The organism is Streptosporangium fragile, from assembly GCF_039534445.1.
In the GTDB taxonomy this organism is placed as follows: domain Bacteria; phylum Actinomycetota; class Actinomycetes; order Streptosporangiales; family Streptosporangiaceae; genus Streptosporangium; species Streptosporangium fragile.
In genome coordinates this window covers 19,013-36,347 of record NZ_BAAAVI010000058.1, presented here as the reverse complement: position 1 = coordinate 36,347, position 17,335 = coordinate 19,013, and the positions used below count along the sequence as shown (strand labels likewise).

At 72.2% G+C, this 17,335-nt stretch carries 22 protein-coding genes and 2 tRNA genes; 10 read left to right on the top strand and 14 right to left on the bottom strand.

Going from position 1 to position 17,335, the window contains the following annotated elements; translation table 11 throughout:
- Positions 1-169: 169 nt before the first annotated feature.
- The 10 genes from ABD841_RS30355 to ABD841_RS30310 form a co-directional block, all read right to left on the bottom strand.
- The gene (locus ABD841_RS30355; RefSeq protein WP_344978939.1) at positions 170-1,054 is read right to left on the bottom strand and encodes a hypothetical protein; all 885 of its coding nucleotides are present in this window, start codon (positions 1,052-1,054) and stop codon (positions 170-172) included.
- Positions 1,055-1,293: 239 nt separating this feature from the next.
- A complete protein-coding gene (locus tag ABD841_RS30350) occupies positions 1,294-1,863 on the bottom strand; it encodes a TMEM165/GDT1 family protein (protein ID WP_344978937.1) in 570 nt (189 codons plus the stop codon).
- Positions 1,864-2,322: 459 nt separating this feature from the next.
- On the bottom strand, positions 2,323-3,360 hold the full coding sequence (locus tag ABD841_RS30345; protein ID WP_344978935.1) for a UDP-N-acetylmuramate dehydrogenase: 1,038 nt from the start codon (positions 3,358-3,360) through the stop codon (positions 2,323-2,325).
- Between the two features lie 44 nt (positions 3,361-3,404).
- Positions 3,405-4,853, bottom strand: a complete 1,449-nt coding sequence (locus tag ABD841_RS30340) for a CysS/YqeB C-terminal domain-containing protein (protein WP_344978933.1) — start codon at positions 4,851-4,853, stop codon at positions 3,405-3,407.
- Between the two features lie 75 nt (positions 4,854-4,928).
- On the bottom strand, positions 4,929-5,357 hold the full coding sequence (locus tag ABD841_RS30335) for a MaoC family dehydratase (RefSeq protein ID WP_344978931.1): 429 nt from the start codon (positions 5,355-5,357) through the stop codon (positions 4,929-4,931).
- A gap of 1 nt (position 5,358) precedes the next feature.
- The gene (locus ABD841_RS30330) at positions 5,359-5,805 is read right to left on the bottom strand and encodes a MaoC family dehydratase N-terminal domain-containing protein (RefSeq protein WP_344978929.1); all 447 of its coding nucleotides are present in this window, start codon (positions 5,803-5,805) and stop codon (positions 5,359-5,361) included.
- 300 nt (positions 5,806-6,105) lie between these two features.
- The gene (rpmG, locus tag ABD841_RS30325) at positions 6,106-6,270 is read right to left on the bottom strand and encodes a 50S ribosomal protein L33 (protein WP_030921771.1); all 165 of its coding nucleotides are present in this window, start codon (positions 6,268-6,270) and stop codon (positions 6,106-6,108) included.
- Between the two features lie 79 nt (positions 6,271-6,349).
- Positions 6,350-6,423 (bottom strand) — tRNA-Met (locus tag ABD841_RS30320).
- Between the two features lie 203 nt (positions 6,424-6,626).
- Positions 6,627-6,699, bottom strand: a tRNA-Thr gene (locus tag ABD841_RS30315).
- 108 nt (positions 6,700-6,807) lie between these two features.
- Positions 6,808-7,287 (bottom strand): hypothetical protein, encoded by a 480-nt coding sequence (locus ABD841_RS30310; RefSeq protein ID WP_344978927.1) that lies wholly within the window; start codon positions 7,285-7,287, stop codon positions 6,808-6,810.
- 491 nt (positions 7,288-7,778) lie between these two features.
- On the opposite strand from ABD841_RS30310, the gene ABD841_RS30305 reads away from it, so the two are divergent.
- Positions 7,779-8,087, top strand: coding sequence for a hypothetical protein (locus ABD841_RS30305; RefSeq protein WP_344978925.1), 309 nt, complete (start codon positions 7,779-7,781; stop codon positions 8,085-8,087).
- Here ABD841_RS30305 and ABD841_RS30300 read toward each other — a convergent pair.
- The gene (locus tag ABD841_RS30300) at positions 8,077-8,280 is read right to left on the bottom strand and encodes a hypothetical protein (RefSeq protein ID WP_344978923.1); all 204 of its coding nucleotides are present in this window, start codon (positions 8,278-8,280) and stop codon (positions 8,077-8,079) included. The genes ABD841_RS30305 and ABD841_RS30300 overlap by 11 nt on opposite strands.
- An 81-nt stretch (positions 8,281-8,361) precedes the next feature.
- Positions 8,362-8,703 (bottom strand): hypothetical protein, encoded by a 342-nt coding sequence (locus ABD841_RS30295; protein ID WP_344978921.1) that lies wholly within the window; start codon positions 8,701-8,703, stop codon positions 8,362-8,364.
- A gap of 107 nt (positions 8,704-8,810) precedes the next feature.
- Here ABD841_RS30295 and ABD841_RS30290 point away from each other — a divergent pair, with 107 nt between their 5' ends.
- Both ABD841_RS30290 and rpsR read left to right on the top strand, forming a co-directional pair.
- Complete coding sequence (locus ABD841_RS30290; RefSeq protein WP_344978919.1) at positions 8,811-9,953, top strand: CobW family GTP-binding protein; 1,143 nt, start codon at positions 8,811-8,813, stop codon at positions 9,951-9,953.
- Positions 9,950-10,177 carry a 30S ribosomal protein S18 gene (gene rpsR / locus ABD841_RS30285; protein WP_344978917.1) on the top strand — a complete coding sequence of 76 codons (228 nt, stop codon included), beginning with the start codon at positions 9,950-9,952 and terminating at the stop codon, positions 10,175-10,177. The genes ABD841_RS30290 and rpsR overlap by 4 nt, the downstream gene beginning before the upstream one ends.
- A gap of 86 nt (positions 10,178-10,263) precedes the next feature.
- Here the strand turns inward: rpsR and ABD841_RS30280 are convergent, their stop codons facing one another.
- Positions 10,264-10,704 (bottom strand): Fur family transcriptional regulator, encoded by a 441-nt coding sequence (locus ABD841_RS30280; protein WP_344978915.1) that lies wholly within the window; start codon positions 10,702-10,704, stop codon positions 10,264-10,266.
- A gap of 201 nt (positions 10,705-10,905) precedes the next feature.
- Between ABD841_RS30280 and rpmG (ABD841_RS30275) the strand changes: the two genes are divergently transcribed.
- Genes rpmG (ABD841_RS30275) through rpmF form a run of 5 tightly spaced genes read left to right on the top strand, consistent with a single transcriptional unit; the run spans position 10,906 to position 12,025 of the window.
- Positions 10,906-11,070 (top strand): 50S ribosomal protein L33, encoded by a 165-nt coding sequence (gene rpmG / locus ABD841_RS30275; protein WP_344978913.1) that lies wholly within the window; start codon positions 10,906-10,908, stop codon positions 11,068-11,070.
- 4 nt (positions 11,071-11,074) lie between these two features.
- Positions 11,075-11,320 (top strand): type B 50S ribosomal protein L31, encoded by a 246-nt coding sequence (locus ABD841_RS30270; protein ID WP_344978911.1) that lies wholly within the window; start codon positions 11,075-11,077, stop codon positions 11,318-11,320.
- A complete protein-coding gene (rpmB, locus tag ABD841_RS30265; protein ID WP_344978909.1) occupies positions 11,320-11,556 on the top strand; it encodes a 50S ribosomal protein L28 in 237 nt (78 codons plus the stop codon). Before ABD841_RS30270 ends, rpmB begins: the two co-directional genes overlap by 1 nt.
- Positions 11,556-11,855, top strand: a complete 300-nt coding sequence (rpsN, locus tag ABD841_RS30260) for a 30S ribosomal protein S14 (protein WP_344978907.1) — start codon at positions 11,556-11,558, stop codon at positions 11,853-11,855. The genes rpmB and rpsN overlap by 1 nt, the downstream gene beginning before the upstream one ends.
- A 2-nt stretch (positions 11,856-11,857) precedes the next feature.
- Positions 11,858-12,025: a 50S ribosomal protein L32 gene (gene rpmF, locus ABD841_RS30255; RefSeq protein ID WP_344978968.1), complete on the top strand. Its 168-nt coding sequence runs from the start codon at positions 11,858-11,860 to the stop codon at positions 12,023-12,025.
- Between the two features lie 144 nt (positions 12,026-12,169).
- Here the strand turns inward: rpmF and ABD841_RS30250 are convergent, their stop codons facing one another.
- Positions 12,170-13,426, bottom strand: coding sequence for an MFS transporter (locus ABD841_RS30250; RefSeq protein ID WP_344978905.1), 1,257 nt, complete (start codon positions 13,424-13,426; stop codon positions 12,170-12,172).
- A 119-nt stretch (positions 13,427-13,545) separates the two neighbouring features.
- On the opposite strand from ABD841_RS30250, the gene ABD841_RS30245 reads away from it, so the two are divergent.
- On the top strand, positions 13,546-15,285 hold the full coding sequence (locus tag ABD841_RS30245; protein WP_344978903.1) for an ABC transporter ATP-binding protein/permease: 1,740 nt from the start codon (positions 13,546-13,548) through the stop codon (positions 15,283-15,285).
- Between the two features lie 80 nt (positions 15,286-15,365).
- Positions 15,366-17,237 carry an ABC transporter ATP-binding protein gene (locus ABD841_RS30240; RefSeq protein WP_344978901.1) on the top strand — a complete coding sequence of 624 codons (1,872 nt, stop codon included), beginning with the start codon at positions 15,366-15,368 and terminating at the stop codon, positions 17,235-17,237.
- Positions 17,238-17,335: the final 98 nt, after the last annotated feature.

Below are 17,335 nucleotides of genomic sequence, written 5' to 3'. Positions count from 1 at the left end.
CGCCCGCCGCCGCGTCCTCACTCTGATCCCGCTCTCCGAGGACCGAGGGCCCTCCACGGCGTCCTGCCGTGTCTCCCCTGTGGGTCATCGCCGCCGGACGGCGGCGGGCGCGGGCACCTCCGGACGGGGACATCCGGCCGTCCGGCGGGCGTCGTTCACCGGTGGCGGCCTACCGTTCGGCGGGCGTGGAAGACGCGTCGGGTGTGAGACGCCAGTACCCGTACGGGTTGAAGTAGAAGTCGTCTTCGTCGTACTGGCGGCACGGGTGTCTCTCCAGGATCCACCGCGGGGCGTCGGGGGCGAGCCGGAACCCCTCACCATCCTGGATCTTCCGTGCCCGATCTTCGCACAGCAGGTAGAGCGCCATCTGGTCCATCAGCTCCACGCTGTCGTCGACCTGCGCCCCCGGTGGCCGCCTCCCGGTCTCCTGGGCCAGCCATGCGGCCTCGACCTCCACGTCGGGCGCGCCCAGCAGATGCATGCCGCAGCTCCGCAGCAGGTTGCCGTCGGCGAGCGGCCGCTTGACCCAGGCGTAGTAGAGAGCGACGGCCAACGCCACCCAGTCGTCCGCCCCGGCTGCCCGGTCGGCGATGGCGAGCCACCGGTCCCGGCCATGCGTGAGGCCGCTGCTCTCGTTCTTCGCGGCCGTGGCGCCGGAGCGCAGCAGCGCCGCCGTCACCGCCAGCATCAGCCGCGAGGCGTCGAACGCGTCGTACCAGACCAGTTCGAAGGTCTCGTCGTCGTCACCGGCGATCGTCGGCCGGTGGGGGTCGAACCCGCTGTGCACCGCCATCGGCGGCGACAGCACGTACGCCACGGAGTCGTGCTCCTCCACGGCCTTCCAGTCGGATCTCTCGAAGGTGTCGTCCATCAGGCAGGAACGGAACGATCTCACCATCCGCGGGTCGGGAGCCTGCCGGAAACTCTCCCGGTCGACGGTGAAGCCGGGACCCCCGACCTCGCCGACGACCTCCTCGATCGTGCCGAGATCCAGCCCCGAGCCGAGCACGCAGAGCACGTGGCGCGGCATCACGTCATATTTCTGCTTGAACATAGATACACCCCATCGAAACCATTCGCCCGTCCAAACCCGGGCTCGACGACGCTAGACGAGCCCGGCTTCCCGTGCGTCCACCGCGCGGCGGATATCCGGGGCGAAACCGGCGGCGATCAGGCGTCGCCTTGCCCGCGTCCCCGACATGGCCGAGAGCCTGGCGGGCCTGCTCCGGCTCACTGTCCGGCACGGCGTAGGCCCCACCGCCTCGTCCGGACGGTCGGCGGAGTCGGATCGGATCAGGCGAACAGCGGCTCAAGCAGGAGGGCGACGCCGAAGACGGCGAAGGCGACGGCGGCGCCGTACCGGATGACCTTCTCGGGCAGGTGCTTGCCGAGCATGCGGCCGACCACGATGGCCAGCGCGTCGGCGGCGACCATGCCGACCGTCGAGCCGATCCAGGTGCCGACCCAGTCGTGCTGGGTGGCGAGCGTGATGGTGGCGAGCATGGTCTTGTCACCCAGCTCGGCCAGGAAGAAGGCGACGGTCACCGCGATGAGCGCCGACCGGGTGGTGCGCCGCGCCTTCTGGGCCTCCTCCTCGGTCAGCTCGTCCCCGCGCAGCGTCCACACGGCGAAGCCGAGGAACGCGAGACCCGCGATGATCGTGATCGCGGTGGTGGGCAGGAGGTCACCCGCCAGCCCGCCCATGCCGACACTGATCAGGTGGACCACCGTGGTGGCCAGGGTGATGCCGGCCAGGACCGGCCACGGCTTGAACCGGGTCGCGAAGGTCATCGCCATGAGCTGGCTCTTGTCGCCGAGCTCGGCAACGAAGATCACGGCGAGGCTGATCCAGAACGCTTCCAACGAGATTGCCCTTCCCGCACGCGCGGCCGGGCTGAAGCGGGCACCCGGGGAGTTTCGGGCACGTCTTCGGCCCGGCAGCATCGACGAATGACTGCCAGGCCGAAGGTCTCGTCCGCCGCGGACCACGCCCGGACAGGCGGATCCGAGGCCCGCGCGACCGGGCGCCACGGGGCGCCAGTATGTCGATCACGCGATTGGGACTACTCCCCCTCGGGTGTTTCCTCAGACCTTAACAGCCTGCCCGCCGCGCCGATTCCCGGAGTGACGCATGTCTCCCCGCGCCTCCCGGGCACGCCGCCCCGGAGGAACCCGTCCGCGGTGTCCGGGCCCGCGGCCGGCTGCCCACCGCCGGAACCCGCCGGCCGGCCGGACCGGAATCGGAGGAGCGGGGCGGGTGGGCCCGGGCCGGAGCGGAGCGGTGGCGGAGCGGTGGCGGAGCGGTGGCGGAGCGGGACCGGGTCAGAGGCGGGTGCCGACCATCACCGGTTCGTTGACGAGGGTGACGCCGAACTTCTCCAACACCCCGTCGCGGACCTCCCTGGCCAGGTCGAGCAGGTCGGCCGTGGTGGCCGAGAGGTCGGGATTCGTCATGGCGAGGGTGTGCTTGGTGGAGATGCGCGCCGGTCCGCGCCGGTAACCCTTGGGGAAGCCGGCGTTCTCGATCAACCATGCCGCCGGGACCTTGACGGTGCCGTCCGGCATGTCCCAGCGCGGGAATCCCGGGGACCGGCGCTCCAGCTCGGCGGCCTCGTCCGCGGTCAGGACGGGGTTGGTGAAGAACGACCCCGCGCTGCGGGTGTCGGGGTCGGCCGCGTCGAGGACCATCCCCTTGCCCCGGCGCAGCTCCAGCACCGCCGCGCGGGCCCGGGCCAGCGGCACCCGCTCGCCCAGGCCGACACCCAGCCGGGTGGCCAGCTCCCGGTATGCGATGGGACCGGACAGCCCGCCCGCGGCCAGCTCGTAGGTGACCGCCAGCACGACGTGGCGCCCGGGATCCGCCTTGAACGCGCTGTGCCGGTAGGCGAACCCGCACTCGCGCGCGTCCAGGTCCCTGACCTCTCCGGCGCGCCGGTCGTAGACGCGGACCCCGGTGATCGTCTGGGACACGTCCTGCCCGTAGGCGCCGACGTTCTGGATGGGGGTGGACCCGACCAGGCCCGGGATCCCGGACAGGCACTCGACGCCCGACCACCCCTCGGCGACCGCGCGCTCGACCAGGGCGTCCCAGTCTTCGCCGGCCTGGGCGGTGACCCGGCCGCCGTCGACCTCGACGCCGCGCGAGGCGACGCGCACGACCAGCCCGTCGAACCCGTCGTCGGCGACGACCAAGTTGCTGCCGCCGCCGAGCACGAGCACCGGCTCGCCCGCCCGGTCCGCCGCCGCCACCAGCTCGACGATCTCCTCGGCCGACCCGGCCTCCACGAACGCCCCGGCCGGTCCGCCCAGCCCCAACGTCGTGTACGGCGCCAGCCGCACCCCTGCCATCCGCTCAGTCATGCGCTTCCCTACGACCCGGCCGAAATCCGCGACCAGCCTATGGGCTACGGGGTGCGCAGCAGCCTCAGCACCCGGTCGTAGGTCCGGCGGGACTCCCTGTCCCGACAGCCGGGGTCGACGTCGTGGTGGCCGCGGTGCCGCGTCTCGTGGACCGGCAGGTCCTTGCCGAGGGCGACGAGCGTGCCGGGGAGGGCGAGCGAGAACTCCAGGTCGGCGTTGCGGTAGCGGTGGGCCCCGGCGGGAAAACCTCCGGCGGCGAGTGCGGCGTCGCGCCTGACCGCGAACAGCTGGCCGAGCAGCCCCCGGACCTCCCCCGGCTCGGCGTCCAGCCACTCCTGGCCGTCGTCACGTGGGTTCACACCCTTCCAGCCCGCGGCGACCACGTCCTCCTCGGCGAGTTCGTCGACCAGCGGGGTGATCGCGTCGCCGTCCAGGATGGTCGAGGTCTCCATCACGACGTGCACGTCCGAGGTGTCGAGGGCCAGGAGCTTGTCGCGGCTCTCGCCCCACTCCGCGGTACCTCCCCGCCAGTGCGGAGTCTCGGCGACGTGCCATGCCTCCACCCGGCGCGGGAACTCTCGCACCAGTTCGTGCAGAACCCCGCCCGCGCCGTCCACGTCTCCCAGGTCCAGGGCCATGATCTTGGCGTTGGTCCGGGCCACCAGGGCGCGTACGCACTCGCGCAGATCGTCGGGCCGGCCGTCGACGAGGAGCGCGACCGTCACGGTCGGCCGCGCGGGCCGCGGGCGCTCGACCTCCGCCGGAGGGGTGATCGACTCGTCGAGCCGGGAGATCGACAGGCTGCCGTCCCACAGCAGCTGGGAGGAGAGCATCCGCTCAGGGTGGCCTTCGAGGTCGTCCGCCCTGCCCACCAGCTCGGACCCCCGAGGCTTCTGCTCGGGCGCGGCCTCCTTCTCGGCGACGCGCTCGGCGTCCACGACGCCGAGCTCCCCGGGGCGCCGCCCCGGCTCCGCCGCCGCCTCGACCCGCCTCTCGTCGGCCGAGGCGTCCCGGCTGAGCACCCCGGAACGGTCGCGGCCCACCTCCGCGGTGCCTTCCCGCCCGCGCACGGCGGCCCCGTCACGGCCGGTCGCGGCGGTGTCCGCGCTCTCCGGGGAGGCGTGCCGGCCGGGGTACGCGGAGTCGGCGCGCGCCGAGGAATCCGGTGCGGCGGAGGAGGCGTGCCTGCCAGCGGGCGGGGGCGTCCGGTCGGCGCGGGCGGTTTCCGGGCCCGGAGCGGAGCCCTCCGCGGCGGCGGCCGCTCCTTGCGGGCCGGCGTGCCGGGCGGACGGGACGGGGATGGACCGCACCGTGGGCCAGACCTTGAAGGGCGCGTCCGGAACGAGCTCGAACCCGTCCGCGGTGTCACGGACCAGCCAGCCCGCGGCGGCGATCTCGTCACGGAGCGCGTCGGCCACGGCGTGATCGCGCCGGGACCGCGCCTCGGCCCGTCGCTCGGCGAGGGCCGTCACGTGAGGTGGTACTTCGCTCATGCCGGGACGCTACCCACGGACCGGGAGAAGAATCCCGGCCCGCCGAGCGCGCCCGACGCCTCCGCCGCGACGCGCCTACGAGAGCTGGACCACCGCGCGGGCCTTGGACAGCACCCGGGAGTCGTTGGACCTGGCGGTCAGCGCCACCACCACACGCTTGTCCTCCAGCTTCTGCTCGACGATCCCGCTCACTGTGATCACGGCGCCCTGCTCGTCGTCGGGGACGACCACCATGGAGGAGAACCGCACGCCGTAGTCGACGACCGCGCCCGGGTCACCCGCCCAGTCGGTGACGAACCGACCCGCCTGAGCCATGGTGAACATGCCGTGCGCGATGACGTCGGGCAGGCCGACGGTCTTGGCGAACCGCTCGTTCCAGTGGATGGGGTTGAAGTCGCCGGACGCCCCCGCGTACATCACGAGGTTGACGCGGCGCACCGGGTAGTCGACGGGCGGGATCTCCTGGCCCGTCTCGACCTCGTCGTACTTGACCGTCGCGGCCATCTCAGCCCGCCCCTCCACGCTCGACGATGGTGTTGTAGGTCGTGCACACGGGCTCACCCTCGACGGTCGTGACGTCACTCCTGACGGTGATGAACTCGTTGCGGCCGACGCTGCGGATGTCGGTCACCGTCGAGACGCTGACGAGCTCGTCCCCGGCGTGGATCGGCCGGTGATACTCGAAGCGCTGCTCGCCGTGGACCACCATGGCGAAGTTCAGACCCAGCTCGGGGTCCGCCAGGATCGACCCGCCGGCGAGGCTGAACACGATCGGGAACGTGGGCGGCGCGATCACGTCGGGGTACCCGGCCGCCCGGGCGGCCTCCCTGTCCCGGTAGAGCGGGTTGTCGTCGCCGATCGCCGTCGCGAACTCCTTGATCTTCACGCGACTGACCTCGTAGGGCGCGGAAGGCGCGGACGCCCGCCCGACGAAATCGCGGTTCAGAGCCATCGTGCTCCTTTGCGGATACCGAGTACCGAGCTGATGAGACCGACACCGGTGGTGGGGTCGACAGTAACAGAACAAGATTCCAGAATGTAGCCCCCGCGGGCCACCAGGAAACCGTAGCCCGGTCCGCCCCCACGCCGGCTGTCGGCCGCGGTCAACACCCGGCGGGAAATGCTGTGCGGAAACGACAAAGTTCCGCGGATACGACAAACCGGCGCCTCCGGATGGAGGCGCCGGTTCTCGTTGAGTTCATTGCGTGCCGGTGAAGCACTCGTCTCCCGTGCAAGTGGGAGGCCGCGCGGACTAGCGGGTCTCGCGGTGCGCCTGGTGCGTCTTGCAGTTCGGGCAGTACTTCTTCAGCTCAAGCCGATCCGGGTCGTTGCGCCGGTTCTTCCGCGTGATGTAGTTGCGGTGCTTGCACTCCTGGCAGGCCAGCGTGATCTTAGGCCTAACGTCGGTGGCAGCCACTTGGGAGTGCCTTTCTACGTTCGGGACAGTGGACAACCCACGCAGAGGTCCCCTCCTGAGGAGAGGACCCGGTGGGTAGTAGCGGAGGCCGGACTTGAACCGGCGACACAACGATTATGAGCCGTTTGCTCTGCCTGACTGAGCTACTCCGCCTTGAGGCCGACGAAATCGACCGACCTCGCAAGGATACCCGACCCGCAGAGTGCCTGCGTACTTGCACGGGTCAGGGGCGATCGCTTCTGGGTCACCCCATTATGCCCGTTCACGGCCGGGAACCTTGAGCATTTTCCGGATGGACCGAGTCGGCCCTCCACGCCGAAGGCCCCAACCGCACGGTCAGGGCCTTCAGGCTTTTGAGCCCCTTTACGGAATCGAACCGTAGACCTTCTCCTTACCATGGAGACGCTCTGCCGACTGAGCTAAAGGGGCCTTGTCCGTGTCGCTCCTGCTTGTCGCTCTCGCTTGCGGACAGGTGTAACCATACACGCCTCTGGAGCGGGATGCGAAATCAATCGGGAGCCGTCCGGACGGACGCCCTCACGGCGTGGGAAGTGCCCCGGACATCGCGCCGTCCGGCTCCTCCGGCCGGGGGAAGTCGCCGTGGACGGCGAAGCGGGTGAAGTACTTCCTCCCGCCGATCCTCTTCACGGTGCCGAGCGTGACCGTCACGGTGTACGGCTCGGTGAGGCAGCCCGGCAGGCACCAGGTCCCGCTCAGCAGTCCCGTGCCGGCCGCCGCCCGCCCCTGCCAGGTCCGCCAGGCGACGCCGCGCACCGTGCTGGACTCTGACAGCACCAGGTTCCCGGGCCGGTGATCGGCCCGCCCCTCCTCCGCGCCGTAAAGGTTGAACACGTAGACCGGCTCGGCGGGAGCGGCCGCGGGCTCCGCGACCGAGGCGCTTCCCGGAACCACGGCGGGCCGCGGAGCCGGAACACTCCCGGAAGCGGCGGCTCCGCCCGCCCCGTGGGATGCGAGGCCGATGACGCCCAGGCCGAGCGCGGCGGCGATCCTTCTCATCTCTTCCCCTCGTCGTCGCACGTCGAGAACGTTCGGGGGGAGGGTTCGCGGCGCCCGTCGAGCGGATGACGATCATCCGCCGGAGGGCCTTTCGCATCGTACGGCCGACGCCCGCCGATCCGCGGCTTCTCGGGCTCCGAACACGCTCCGTGGCGCCACCTCGCCGCCGGGCGCCCACCGGCGCGGTGACCCGGCCCCGGGCAGCCCGCCGGTTCGAGCACCCACCGCAGGCCGGGCGCACGCGCCCGCAGGGCGGCCGGCGTCTTGGGCGGTGGTCGCCCACGCCACAGGTCATCGATGAAACGATCGGCGGAGACCACGTGCCCGCCCGCGGCCACGAGCCGGCCACCACCACTCGCTGCCGGGACGCGCCCAGGTCCGCCGTACGACCGTCGACCTCCGCCCGGAGCGGACCGAGAACACGCGACCCGGCAAAAGGCAGCGCATGCAGGTGCGATCGCCTTTTGCTCGGCAGCAGAAGGAGCGCAGCAGTGCAGGACCGCCGCAAAGAAGCGATTCGGGCACTCGACGAGAGCGACAGACCGCACCTGTACTGGCACGGGACGGACGCCGACGGCCACGTGTGGCTGTTCGAGACCGTCATCGACGACGGCGGGGAGTACTGGCCCGTGCGCCACGCCGAGCTGGGCCCGGACGGCGTCGCCCGCAGATACTCCTGGGACCGCATCGAAGACGAGCACGGCTTCCTGGCCGAGGGCCCGCTCTACCCCGACGACTTCGGCCTCAGCGCGCTGACCGCCGAGGAGTTCGGCACGCTCTGGGCCGCGCTCAGTCGATGAGGGTGCCCTCCTCGATGTTCTCCATCCGGCCGTAGAGAACCCGCTCGCCGATCTCCAGGTTGGAGATCGGTTTGAGCGCCGCCGCGACGACGTCGTCGGCACGCTCCCCCGCGACCTCGCCGTACTCGATCCGGAAGACGGATCTTCTCCGTCGAGTCCACCAGACCGGTCCCGGCTGCACCGAGGCGGACATCGCACGCGCGCAGGATCCGGCAGCGCCGAGACGAATCCGCCGTGACCTCACCGCCCCCGGACGGCACCGCCCACCCGGGGGTCAATCGCCGTCCAGGCGGAGCTCGGACGCCGGATCCCCGGCGCACGCGCGGGCGATCTCCGCCACCCGGTCGATCATCCGCGCCTCGGCCTCGTCCACCGCAAGCCCGGCGAGGTAGGCGAGCTCCTGAAGGAGCTGCGGCATCTCCGAGCAGGTCAGGACCAGTGTTCCGTACGGATCGACGCGCCCGAGCATCGGCGCCCGGCTCCGCCCGCGCACCCGCTCCACGAGCCGCACGAAGACGTCGTCGCGGTCCGGGACATCGGCCACGGGCACGACCTTACGCCTGCGCGGGCTCGTTCCCCGGTTCTCCGCGCGCACCATGACGACGTCCACGCCCATGATCGGAGTCTAGGTGGCTCCTCTCCCCGCGGCGCGGGGGACGCACTCCGCACGCGGACCTGTACTATAAGAATGATAACGGTTTTCATTATGTAGCCGGAGGTCCTGTGTCCATTCCCGTCGTCCTCGTCGCGGGTCTGCACCGCTCCGCCCGCGCGGCCGCGGTCGACCGGCTGCTGGCGGAGCATCCGGGGTCGGTCGCGATCCACCACGACCTGCGCTCCGTCACGCAAGGCCGCGTCCGGCGGGTGGTCCGCGACCGGTCGGGCGTGCTCGAGACGTCCGATGTGCAGCTCGCACACGGGTGTGTCACCTGCACCGTCCGCGAGGACCTGCTCCCACGGCTCGTCCGGCTCGCGGCCGCCGCCTCGCTGCTCGTGGTGGACCTGTGGGACTCGGTGGAGCCGCGTTCGGTGGCCGAGGCGATCGACTGCGACGAGGCCCGGGACCTGCTGCGGCTCACCGCCGTGCTCACCGCGCTGGACGCCGAGGCCACGCCCGAGGACATCACCCGTGGCGAGCGCCTGGCCGAGATCGGCAGGCCGGCCGCCGCGGGCGACCAGCGCTACCTGGCCGAGGTGCTGGCCCGGCAGATCGAGTACCCCACCGGCCTCGTCCTGCACGGCGGCGACGACGAGGACGTCGAGCTCTCCCGCAGGGTGCTCGCCCATCTCGCCCCCGTCACCCCGGTCCACGAGGTCACCGCGATGCCCGAGGTCACCGGCGCCGCGGTGTGCACCGCCGAGCTGGCCGAACGCGTCGACCCCGCCACCGCCCAGCTGCCCTGCGACGCCCGGACCGATGAGATCGTCACCATGGTCTGGCGGAGCCGCCGCCCGCTGCACCCGGCTCGGCTCTTCGAGGCCGTGGACGAGCTGGTCACCGAGTCGGTGCGCTCGCGCGGCCGGTTCTGGCTGGCCGGCCGCGCCGAGCGGATGCTGGCCTGGGACGCCGTGGCCGGCATCGTCTCGGTGGAGGACGCCGGCCCCTGGCTGGCGGCGCTGCCCGAGGCCGCCTGGGAGATGGTCTCCCCCGCCCGCCGCATGGCGGCCACCCTGGACTGGGACGCCGAACACGGCGACCGCATCCAGCACCTGGTCTTCACCGGCCCCGATCTGGATCGCGACCGCATCCGCGCGCTGCTCGACTCCTGCCTGCTCACCGAGGCGGAGGAGCAGGCGGGCCCCGGCGCGTGGGCCGGCTACCACGACCCGTTCGCCCCCATCCTCGACCTCCAGGAGATCGCATGAAGCCCCGCCGCACCCCCCGCAAGAAGACCAACCCGCTGCTCGGGGTCGGTTACATCGACTACAAGGACACCGACCTGCTGCGCAGGTTCATCTCCGACCGCGGGAAGATCCGCAGCCGCCGGGTCACCGGCGTCACCGTCCAGCAGCAACGGCAGCTCGCCAAGGCCATCAAGAACGCCCGCGAGATGGCCCTGCTCCCCTACACCTCCCGTCCCCGCACCTGAGACCGGCCACCGCGCCGGCCTGCCCCGGGCCTTCCGCCGGGCCGCCTCGGGTTTTGCGCCGGGCCGCCCCGGGTTTTGCGCCAGCCTCACCCGGCCGACGAGCCCGGCCCGGGGCCGGTGCCGGGCCGGACCGGCGGCTCGCTCTCCAGGCAGGCGGAGCAGGTTCCGTAGATCTCCTCGATCCGGAAGCCCGCCGTGGACGCGGGTTCCAGCCCGGACGCCACGATCTCGGTGACCGCTCCGCAGCCGCGGCACACCAGGTGGCAGTGGCGGCCCCGGTTGCAGATCCGGTAGGCCGTCTCCCCGTTCCGCTTGAAGGCGTGCACGAGGTCGGCCCGGACCAGGATGGCGAGCGTGCGGTAGACGGTCGTCAGGCCGATGTGGTCGCCGTGCGACCGCAGACAGGCGTGGATCTCCGCGGCGCTCCTGGGCTCCCGTTGCAGGCGCAGGAAGCGCAGGACCAGCAACCGGCGGCCGGTCGCGGCCATGCCTCGTGATCGGAGCTCGCGCGCGTCCTGATGATCCATCGATCACCTGCTCAGTGTCTCGGCGCCGGATCCGGACGGTCGCGGTCGAGCAGGCCGGGGGCCTGCCGATCGGGGGACGGGCCGGTGAGGACCGGGTGCCGCACGTGGCCTCCTTGCTCGGTGGCGGGCGGGTTGAAGGACGGTGCATAATGAAAACCGTTTTCAATATCATGACACAGCTGTCACCCGGAAGGGACCGCCATGGCCCGAAACGACCTCCGACCCGTGATCAAGATCCGATCGACCGCAGGCACCGGCTACACCTACGTCACCCGCAAGAACCGGCGTAACGATCCCGACCGGCTCACCCTGCGCAAGTACGACCCGATCCTCCGCCGGCACGTGCTCTTCCGAGAGGAGCGATGACCCCGTGAAGAAGGGCATCCACCCCGACTACCGCCCCGTCGTGTTCCGCGACCCGGGCGCGAACGTCGCCTTCCTGACCCGATCCACCATGACCAGCGACAAGACGATCGAGTGGGAGGACGGCAACACCTACCCGATGGTCGACGTCGACGTCTCCTCCGCCAGCCACCCCTTCTACACCGGCCGCAGCCGGGTCCTCGACACCGCCGGCCGCGTCGAGCGGTTCAACCAGCGCTACGGGAGGAACTGATGTCCGCGCACTGCCAGCTCACCGGTACGGCGCCGGTCTTCGGCAACAACGTCTCCCACTCCCACCGGCGCACCCGCCGCCGGTGGAACCCCAACATCCAGCACCGCCGCTACTGGCTGCCCAGTGAGAACCGGTTCGTCCGCCTCACCCTCAGCGCCAGAGCGATCAAGACCGTGGACAAGATCGGCGTCGAGGCCGCCGTGGCCCGCATCCGGGCACGAGGAGGAAAGGTCTGATGGCCAAGAAGAGCAAGATCGCAGCCAACGAGCGCAGGAAGGCCGTCGTCGCCCGGCACGCCGGGCGCCGCGCCGAGCTGAAGGAGATCATCCGGACCGGCACCGCCGAGGAGCGGGCCGAGGCCGTACGCGCGCTGAGCCGCCAGCCGCGTGACGCGAGCGCCACCCGCGTGCGCAACCGCGACTCCGTCGACGGCCGCCCCCGCGGCCACCTGACCAAGTTCGGGCTGTCGCGCATCCGCTTCCGCGAAATGGCCCACCGCGGCGAGCTTCCCGGCGTCACGAAGGCGAGCTGGTGACCGTGGCGGTTCCCAAGCGCAAGACCTCGCGCAGCAACACCCGCCACCGCCGCTCCCAGTGGAAGGCCACCGCTCCCGACCTGGTGCCGGTCGTGGTGAACGGGCGGGAACTGCTGGTGCCCCGCCGGCTCGTCCGCGCCTACCGGCGCGGCCTGATCATCCCGGGCTGACATCCGCACGGACCGGCTCTCCGCCGGCACGGACGACCGGTCGGCTCCGCCGGCGGAAGGCGTCGGCGCACGACCGGCCGATCGGCTCCCCCGGCGGAGGGCGTCAGGGCACGACCGGCCGGTCGGCTCCCCCGGCGGAAGGCGTCAGGGCACGACCGGCCGCCCGGGAGCCGCTCCGGTGCCGGAGGCCGCCGGAGCGCGACCGTGCACGGCCAGCCAGGCGGCGCCGGCGACCGCCATGAGCAGGCCGAGCACGACGAAGACGGCGACGCCCATCCGGTCGACGAGCGCGCCGGTGACGGCCGCCGAGACACCCAGGCTGAGGGTGGCGGTGGCGCTCCACAGGGACGTGACCCGGCCGCGGGTCTCGTTCGACGTCGCGGTCAGCAGGGTGGTCATGGCCGCCGGGCCGTACACCACCTCGGCGGCGGAGATCATCCCCCACAGCACCAGTGCGGGCAGCACGCCGACGGGCAGGCCGAGCAGCATGGTGAGGCCGCCCTCGACCAGGCAGGACAGGCCGATGACCAGGTGACGCCCGGGTGGCCCCATGGCGCGGATCCGGGAGGCGGCGAGCACCAGGACCACGCCTCCCACCGCGCCCTGGACGGCGTAGAACCATCCGGTCCCGCCCTCGCCGAGGGCGTGTACGCGCAGCGCCAGGTAGGTCATCGCGGTGATCGTGCCGCCCAGCCCGAGGCAGAACAGCGCCTCCAACAGGAGCAGGGCGGCGATGACGCGGGTGCGCACGGCCACCGTGACCCCTTCGCGCAGGGAGCGCAACCAGCCGTGCGAGGGGGAGCCCGCGGACCGGTCGCCGGAGCGGACGGTCGCGGTGAGCCAGGCCGACAGCAGGAAGGAGACGGCGTTGACGGCGAAGGCCCACCGCCAGCCCACCACCGTGACGACGAGACCTCCGGCGGCGCCGCCCAGCGCCTGGAACACCAGGCCGTTGACCTGCACGGCCGCCGAGTACAGGGGGTACTCCTCCGGCCGGGCCAGGCTGGGCATCCACGCGTTGCGGGCGGCCTGGAAGACGAATCCGGCGGCGGCGGAGGCGAAGGTCAACGGGTAGACGAGCCAGAGCCGTCCCGGGTCGTCGGCGAGCAGGAACGCGGCGGCGAGCGCCGCCATGAGCACGTCGGTCACCAGCATCACCGCGCGCCGGTCGGCCCGGTCGGCCAGGACGCCGCCCCAGACCCCGGCCAGCACGCCGGGCAGGTAACGCACGGCCAGCGTGAGCCCGGCGGCCAGGCCGGCGCCGCTGTGCTCGTAGACCATCGCGAACACCGCGACCGCGGAGAACCATCCGCCGCACACGCTGATCAGGTTGCCGAGCCAGAGCATGCGAAGGTCGCGGTTGCGGACGAGCAGCTCGCGCAGAGTGCGCGCAGGTTCCACCTGGACTCCCGACAATCGGTTGGTGATGATTTTCATTGCTATGTCATCATGGATCAAGTCTTGACATTGATTTTCATTTTCAATATCACTTGTAGGGACATCACGGACAACAGGAGTGAGTGAGGGTGTTGGTGAGGCGACGGCTGGTGGGTCTGGTGCGGGAGACGCCCGTGCCGGTGCTGTGCACCGTGCTGCTCGCGCTGGGCGGTACGGCCTGCGCCGTCGGCCAGGGTTTCGCGATCGCCGAGGCCCTGCGCCGGGCGTTCACCGGGCGGCCCCTGGACGAGCTGCTCGTCCCGGTCGCGGCGGTCGCCGCGCTCGTCGCCACCCGCACAGCCCTGTTGTGGGCCAGGGACATGACGGCGACCTGGACCGCTCATGCGATCAAGGAACGGTTGCGTGACCGGCTGGTCGACCGGCTGCTGAAGCTCGGGCCCGGACACACCCTGACGCACCCGGCGGGCAGGACGCAGGCGACCGTCGGCGACGGCGTGGAGGCGATCCAGGCCTATGTCGGCTTCTACCTGCCCCAGGTGGCCGTCAGCCTGGCCGGGCCGCTGGCCATCGTGGCCACGCTGACCTGGCTGGACCCGGTCGTCGGGGTGACCGTCGGCGCCTGCGTGCTGCTGGTGCCGCTGTCGCGGCCGCTGTGGCGGCGGCTGCTGGGCGATCGGGCGAGCGCCCACTGGGACGCCTACGAGCGGTTCGCCGCACGCATCCTCGACGCGCTGACGGGGATGACCACGCTGAAGACCCTGGGCGCCGGCGAGCGGTACGGCGTGCGGCTGCGCACCGACGCCGAGCGCCTGTACCGGGCCACGATGGGCAACCTGGCGGCCTCGACCGGGGTCTACTGCGTCACCGCGTTCGTGATGACCGCGGGGACCGCGCTGTCGGTCGCCGTCGCCGCGCTGCGGCTGGCCGGCGGGCACCTGGACGCCGCCGCCCTGTTCACCGTCCTGTTCCTGGCAGCCGAGTGCTTCCGGCCGCTGCAGGAACTGCAGAACTACTGGCACGAGGGCTTCTACGGGCTGGCCGCCGCAGGGGGCATCTTCTCCCTGCTGGACGCCGAACCGCAGGTGCGCGCTCCCGAGCGCGCCATCCCGCTGGACCCGGCCGGCCCGCCGGAGGTCCGCTTCGAGAACGTGACCTTCGCCTATCCCGGCTCCCGGGTACCCGCGCTGGACCGGGTGGACCTGCGGATCGCCCCGGGCGCGACGCTCGCCGTCGTAGGCCGCTCCGGCGCGGGCAAGTCCACGCTCGTCTCGCTGCTGCTGCGCTTCTTCGACCCGCAGGAAGGCCGGATCCTGATCGACGGGGTCGACCTGCGCCGGGCCGCTCCCGACGACGTGCGTGCGATGACCGCCGTGGTCAGCCAGGACGTCCACCTCTTCTACGGCACCGTGGCCGACAACCTGCGCATCGCGGCACCCGAAGCGACACGCGAGCGCCTGGAGGATGCCGCCCGGCGAGCCCGCGTGCACGAGGTGATCGCGGCCCTGCCCGACGGCTACGAGACCGTGATCGGCGAGCGCGGCGCCACCCTGTCCGGCGGGGAGCGCCAGCGCCTGGCCATCGCCCGCGCGCTGCTCAAGAACGCCCCGATCCTCGTGCTCGACGAGGCGACCTCCAGCGTCGACGGGCAGACCGAGAAGGCCCTGCAGGAGGCCCTGGCCGAGATCACCGCCGAGCGCACGACCCTGGTGATCGCCCACCGGTTGTCCACGGTGCTCACCGCCGACCACGTCGCCGTCCTCGACGGAGGCCGCGTCGTCGAACACGGACCGCCCGCCGAGTTGTTCGCCACCGGCGGCGCCTGGGCCGAGCTGGTCGCCGTCCAGGCGGGGGCCGCCCGGTGAACGCGTCAGGGACGCGCCGCGGCGGAGCGGACCCGGTCACGGCCCCTGCCGCGACGACGGCCTCGGCCCCGGTCCCGGTCATGGGAGAGCCGACGGCCGAGCGCTGGGAAGCGGGACGGCTGCGCGCCGGAGCCCCCCGCCGAGGTCTGCCCGGCCTGCTGGCCGTACTGGCCGGCCACCGCCGGACGTTCGGCCTGTCGGTCCTGGCCGGTGTGCTCAACCAAGCCTGCGGGATCGCCGCCGGCACGCTCGGCGCCTTCATCGTCGTACGCGCCCTCGGCGGAGCCGGCACCGGCGAGCTGTGGCGGCTGACCGGGCTGCTGCTGGCACTGGTCGTGGTCAGGGCCGTGGCCACCTGGGTGGAGGCGTGGCTCTCCCACGAGCTGTCGTTCCGCATCCTCGCGCAGGTCCGCCAGTGGCTCTACTGGGCCTTCGAGCGCATCGCGCCCGGCGGGCTGCTCCGGCGCCGCGCCGGCGACATGGTGTCGACCGCGCTCCAGGACAGCGAGAGCCTGGAGATCTTCTACGCGCACACCTCCATCTACATCGCCGTCGCGGGAATCGTCCCGCCCGCGGCCGTGACCGTCCTGGTCTTCTGGAACGGCTGGCTGGCGCTGGCGCTCCTGCCCTGGCTGCTGTTGGCGTACACCGTGCCGCTGTGGCTGCGGGCGCGGGCCGCCGAGCAGGGCCGCGCGGTGCGGGAGAAGACCGCCGCGGTGAACGTGGAGGTCGTCGACCTCGTCCACGGGCTGCGCGAGATCGCGGTGTTCGGCCGCGGTGCCGACCGCCGCGCCCGCGTCGCCGACGCCACACGCGACCTGGCCGCCGCGCAGCGCCGCCAAGCCCTGCGCGGCGGCCTGGAGACCGCTGTCACCGCGCTGACCGTCAGCGCCGGAACGCTCAGCGTGCTGGCCGCCGGTGTGGTGCAGGTGGCCGGCGGCGGACTGGACTCCACGACGCTCGCCCCGGCCGTCGTACTGGCGGCGGGAGCGTTCGCCCCCGTGCTGACCCTGCTCAACGTGACACGTGTCTGGGGCATCACCTCGGCCGCCGCCGACCGGGTGTTCGACCTGCTGGAGGAGCCCGCCCCCGTCCCCGACGACGGCACGGGCGACGCGCCGGGCGAACCGGTCGAGGTGACCTTCCACGGCGTGTCGTTCCGGTACGACGGCACCCGCGCCGGTGACTCCCGTCCGGACGGCGAGACCTGGGCGGTCGGAGACATCGACCTGACGATCCCCGCGGGCCGGACCCTCGCCCTGGCCGGCCACACCGGCGCGGGCAAGTCCACCCTCGGCCACCTGCTGCTGCGCTTCTTCGATCCCCAGCGGGGCCGGGTCACGCTGAACGGCGTCGACCTGCGCGACCTGCCGTACGCCGAGCTGACCCGCCTGGTCGGCCACGTCCCGCAGGACGTGTTCCTGCTGCACGACAGCATCCGCGCCAACCTGGAACTCGCCGCGCCCGACGCCGCCCCGGAGCAGATCGCCGCGGCCTGTGACGCCGCCCAGGTCACCTCCTTCCTGGACCGCCTGCCCGACGGCATCGACACCGTCGTCGGGGACCGGGGCGCGCGCCTGTCCGGCGGTGAGCGGCAGCGGGTGGCGATCGCCCGCGCGCTGCTCCGCGACGCCCCGGTGCTGGTGCTGGACGAGACCTCCAGTCAGCTCGACGCGCTGTCGGAACGGGACGTCCAGGCGGCCCTGGACCGCGCCCGCGCCGGGCGCACCACCCTCGTCATCGCCCACCGGCTGGCCACCCTGCGCGCCGCCGACCTGATCGCGGTACTGGAACGCGGCCGGATCGCCGACGTCGGCACCCACGAAGAGCTCCTCGCCCGGTGCGAGGCCTACGAACGTCTCGTGCGCTCCCAGGCGGACACCACGGTGCTGCTGACCGGAGCGCCCGAGGCCCCCATCCCCCGACCGTCGAAAGGAGGTGACCCGGAATGACCGTCAAGAAGTTGAAGGTGAAGGCGCGCAACGCGTCCGTTCACTCGTCCAACCACGCCACGGTGGCGCTCGCCAAGGTGGCCTGGCGCTAGTCGCAC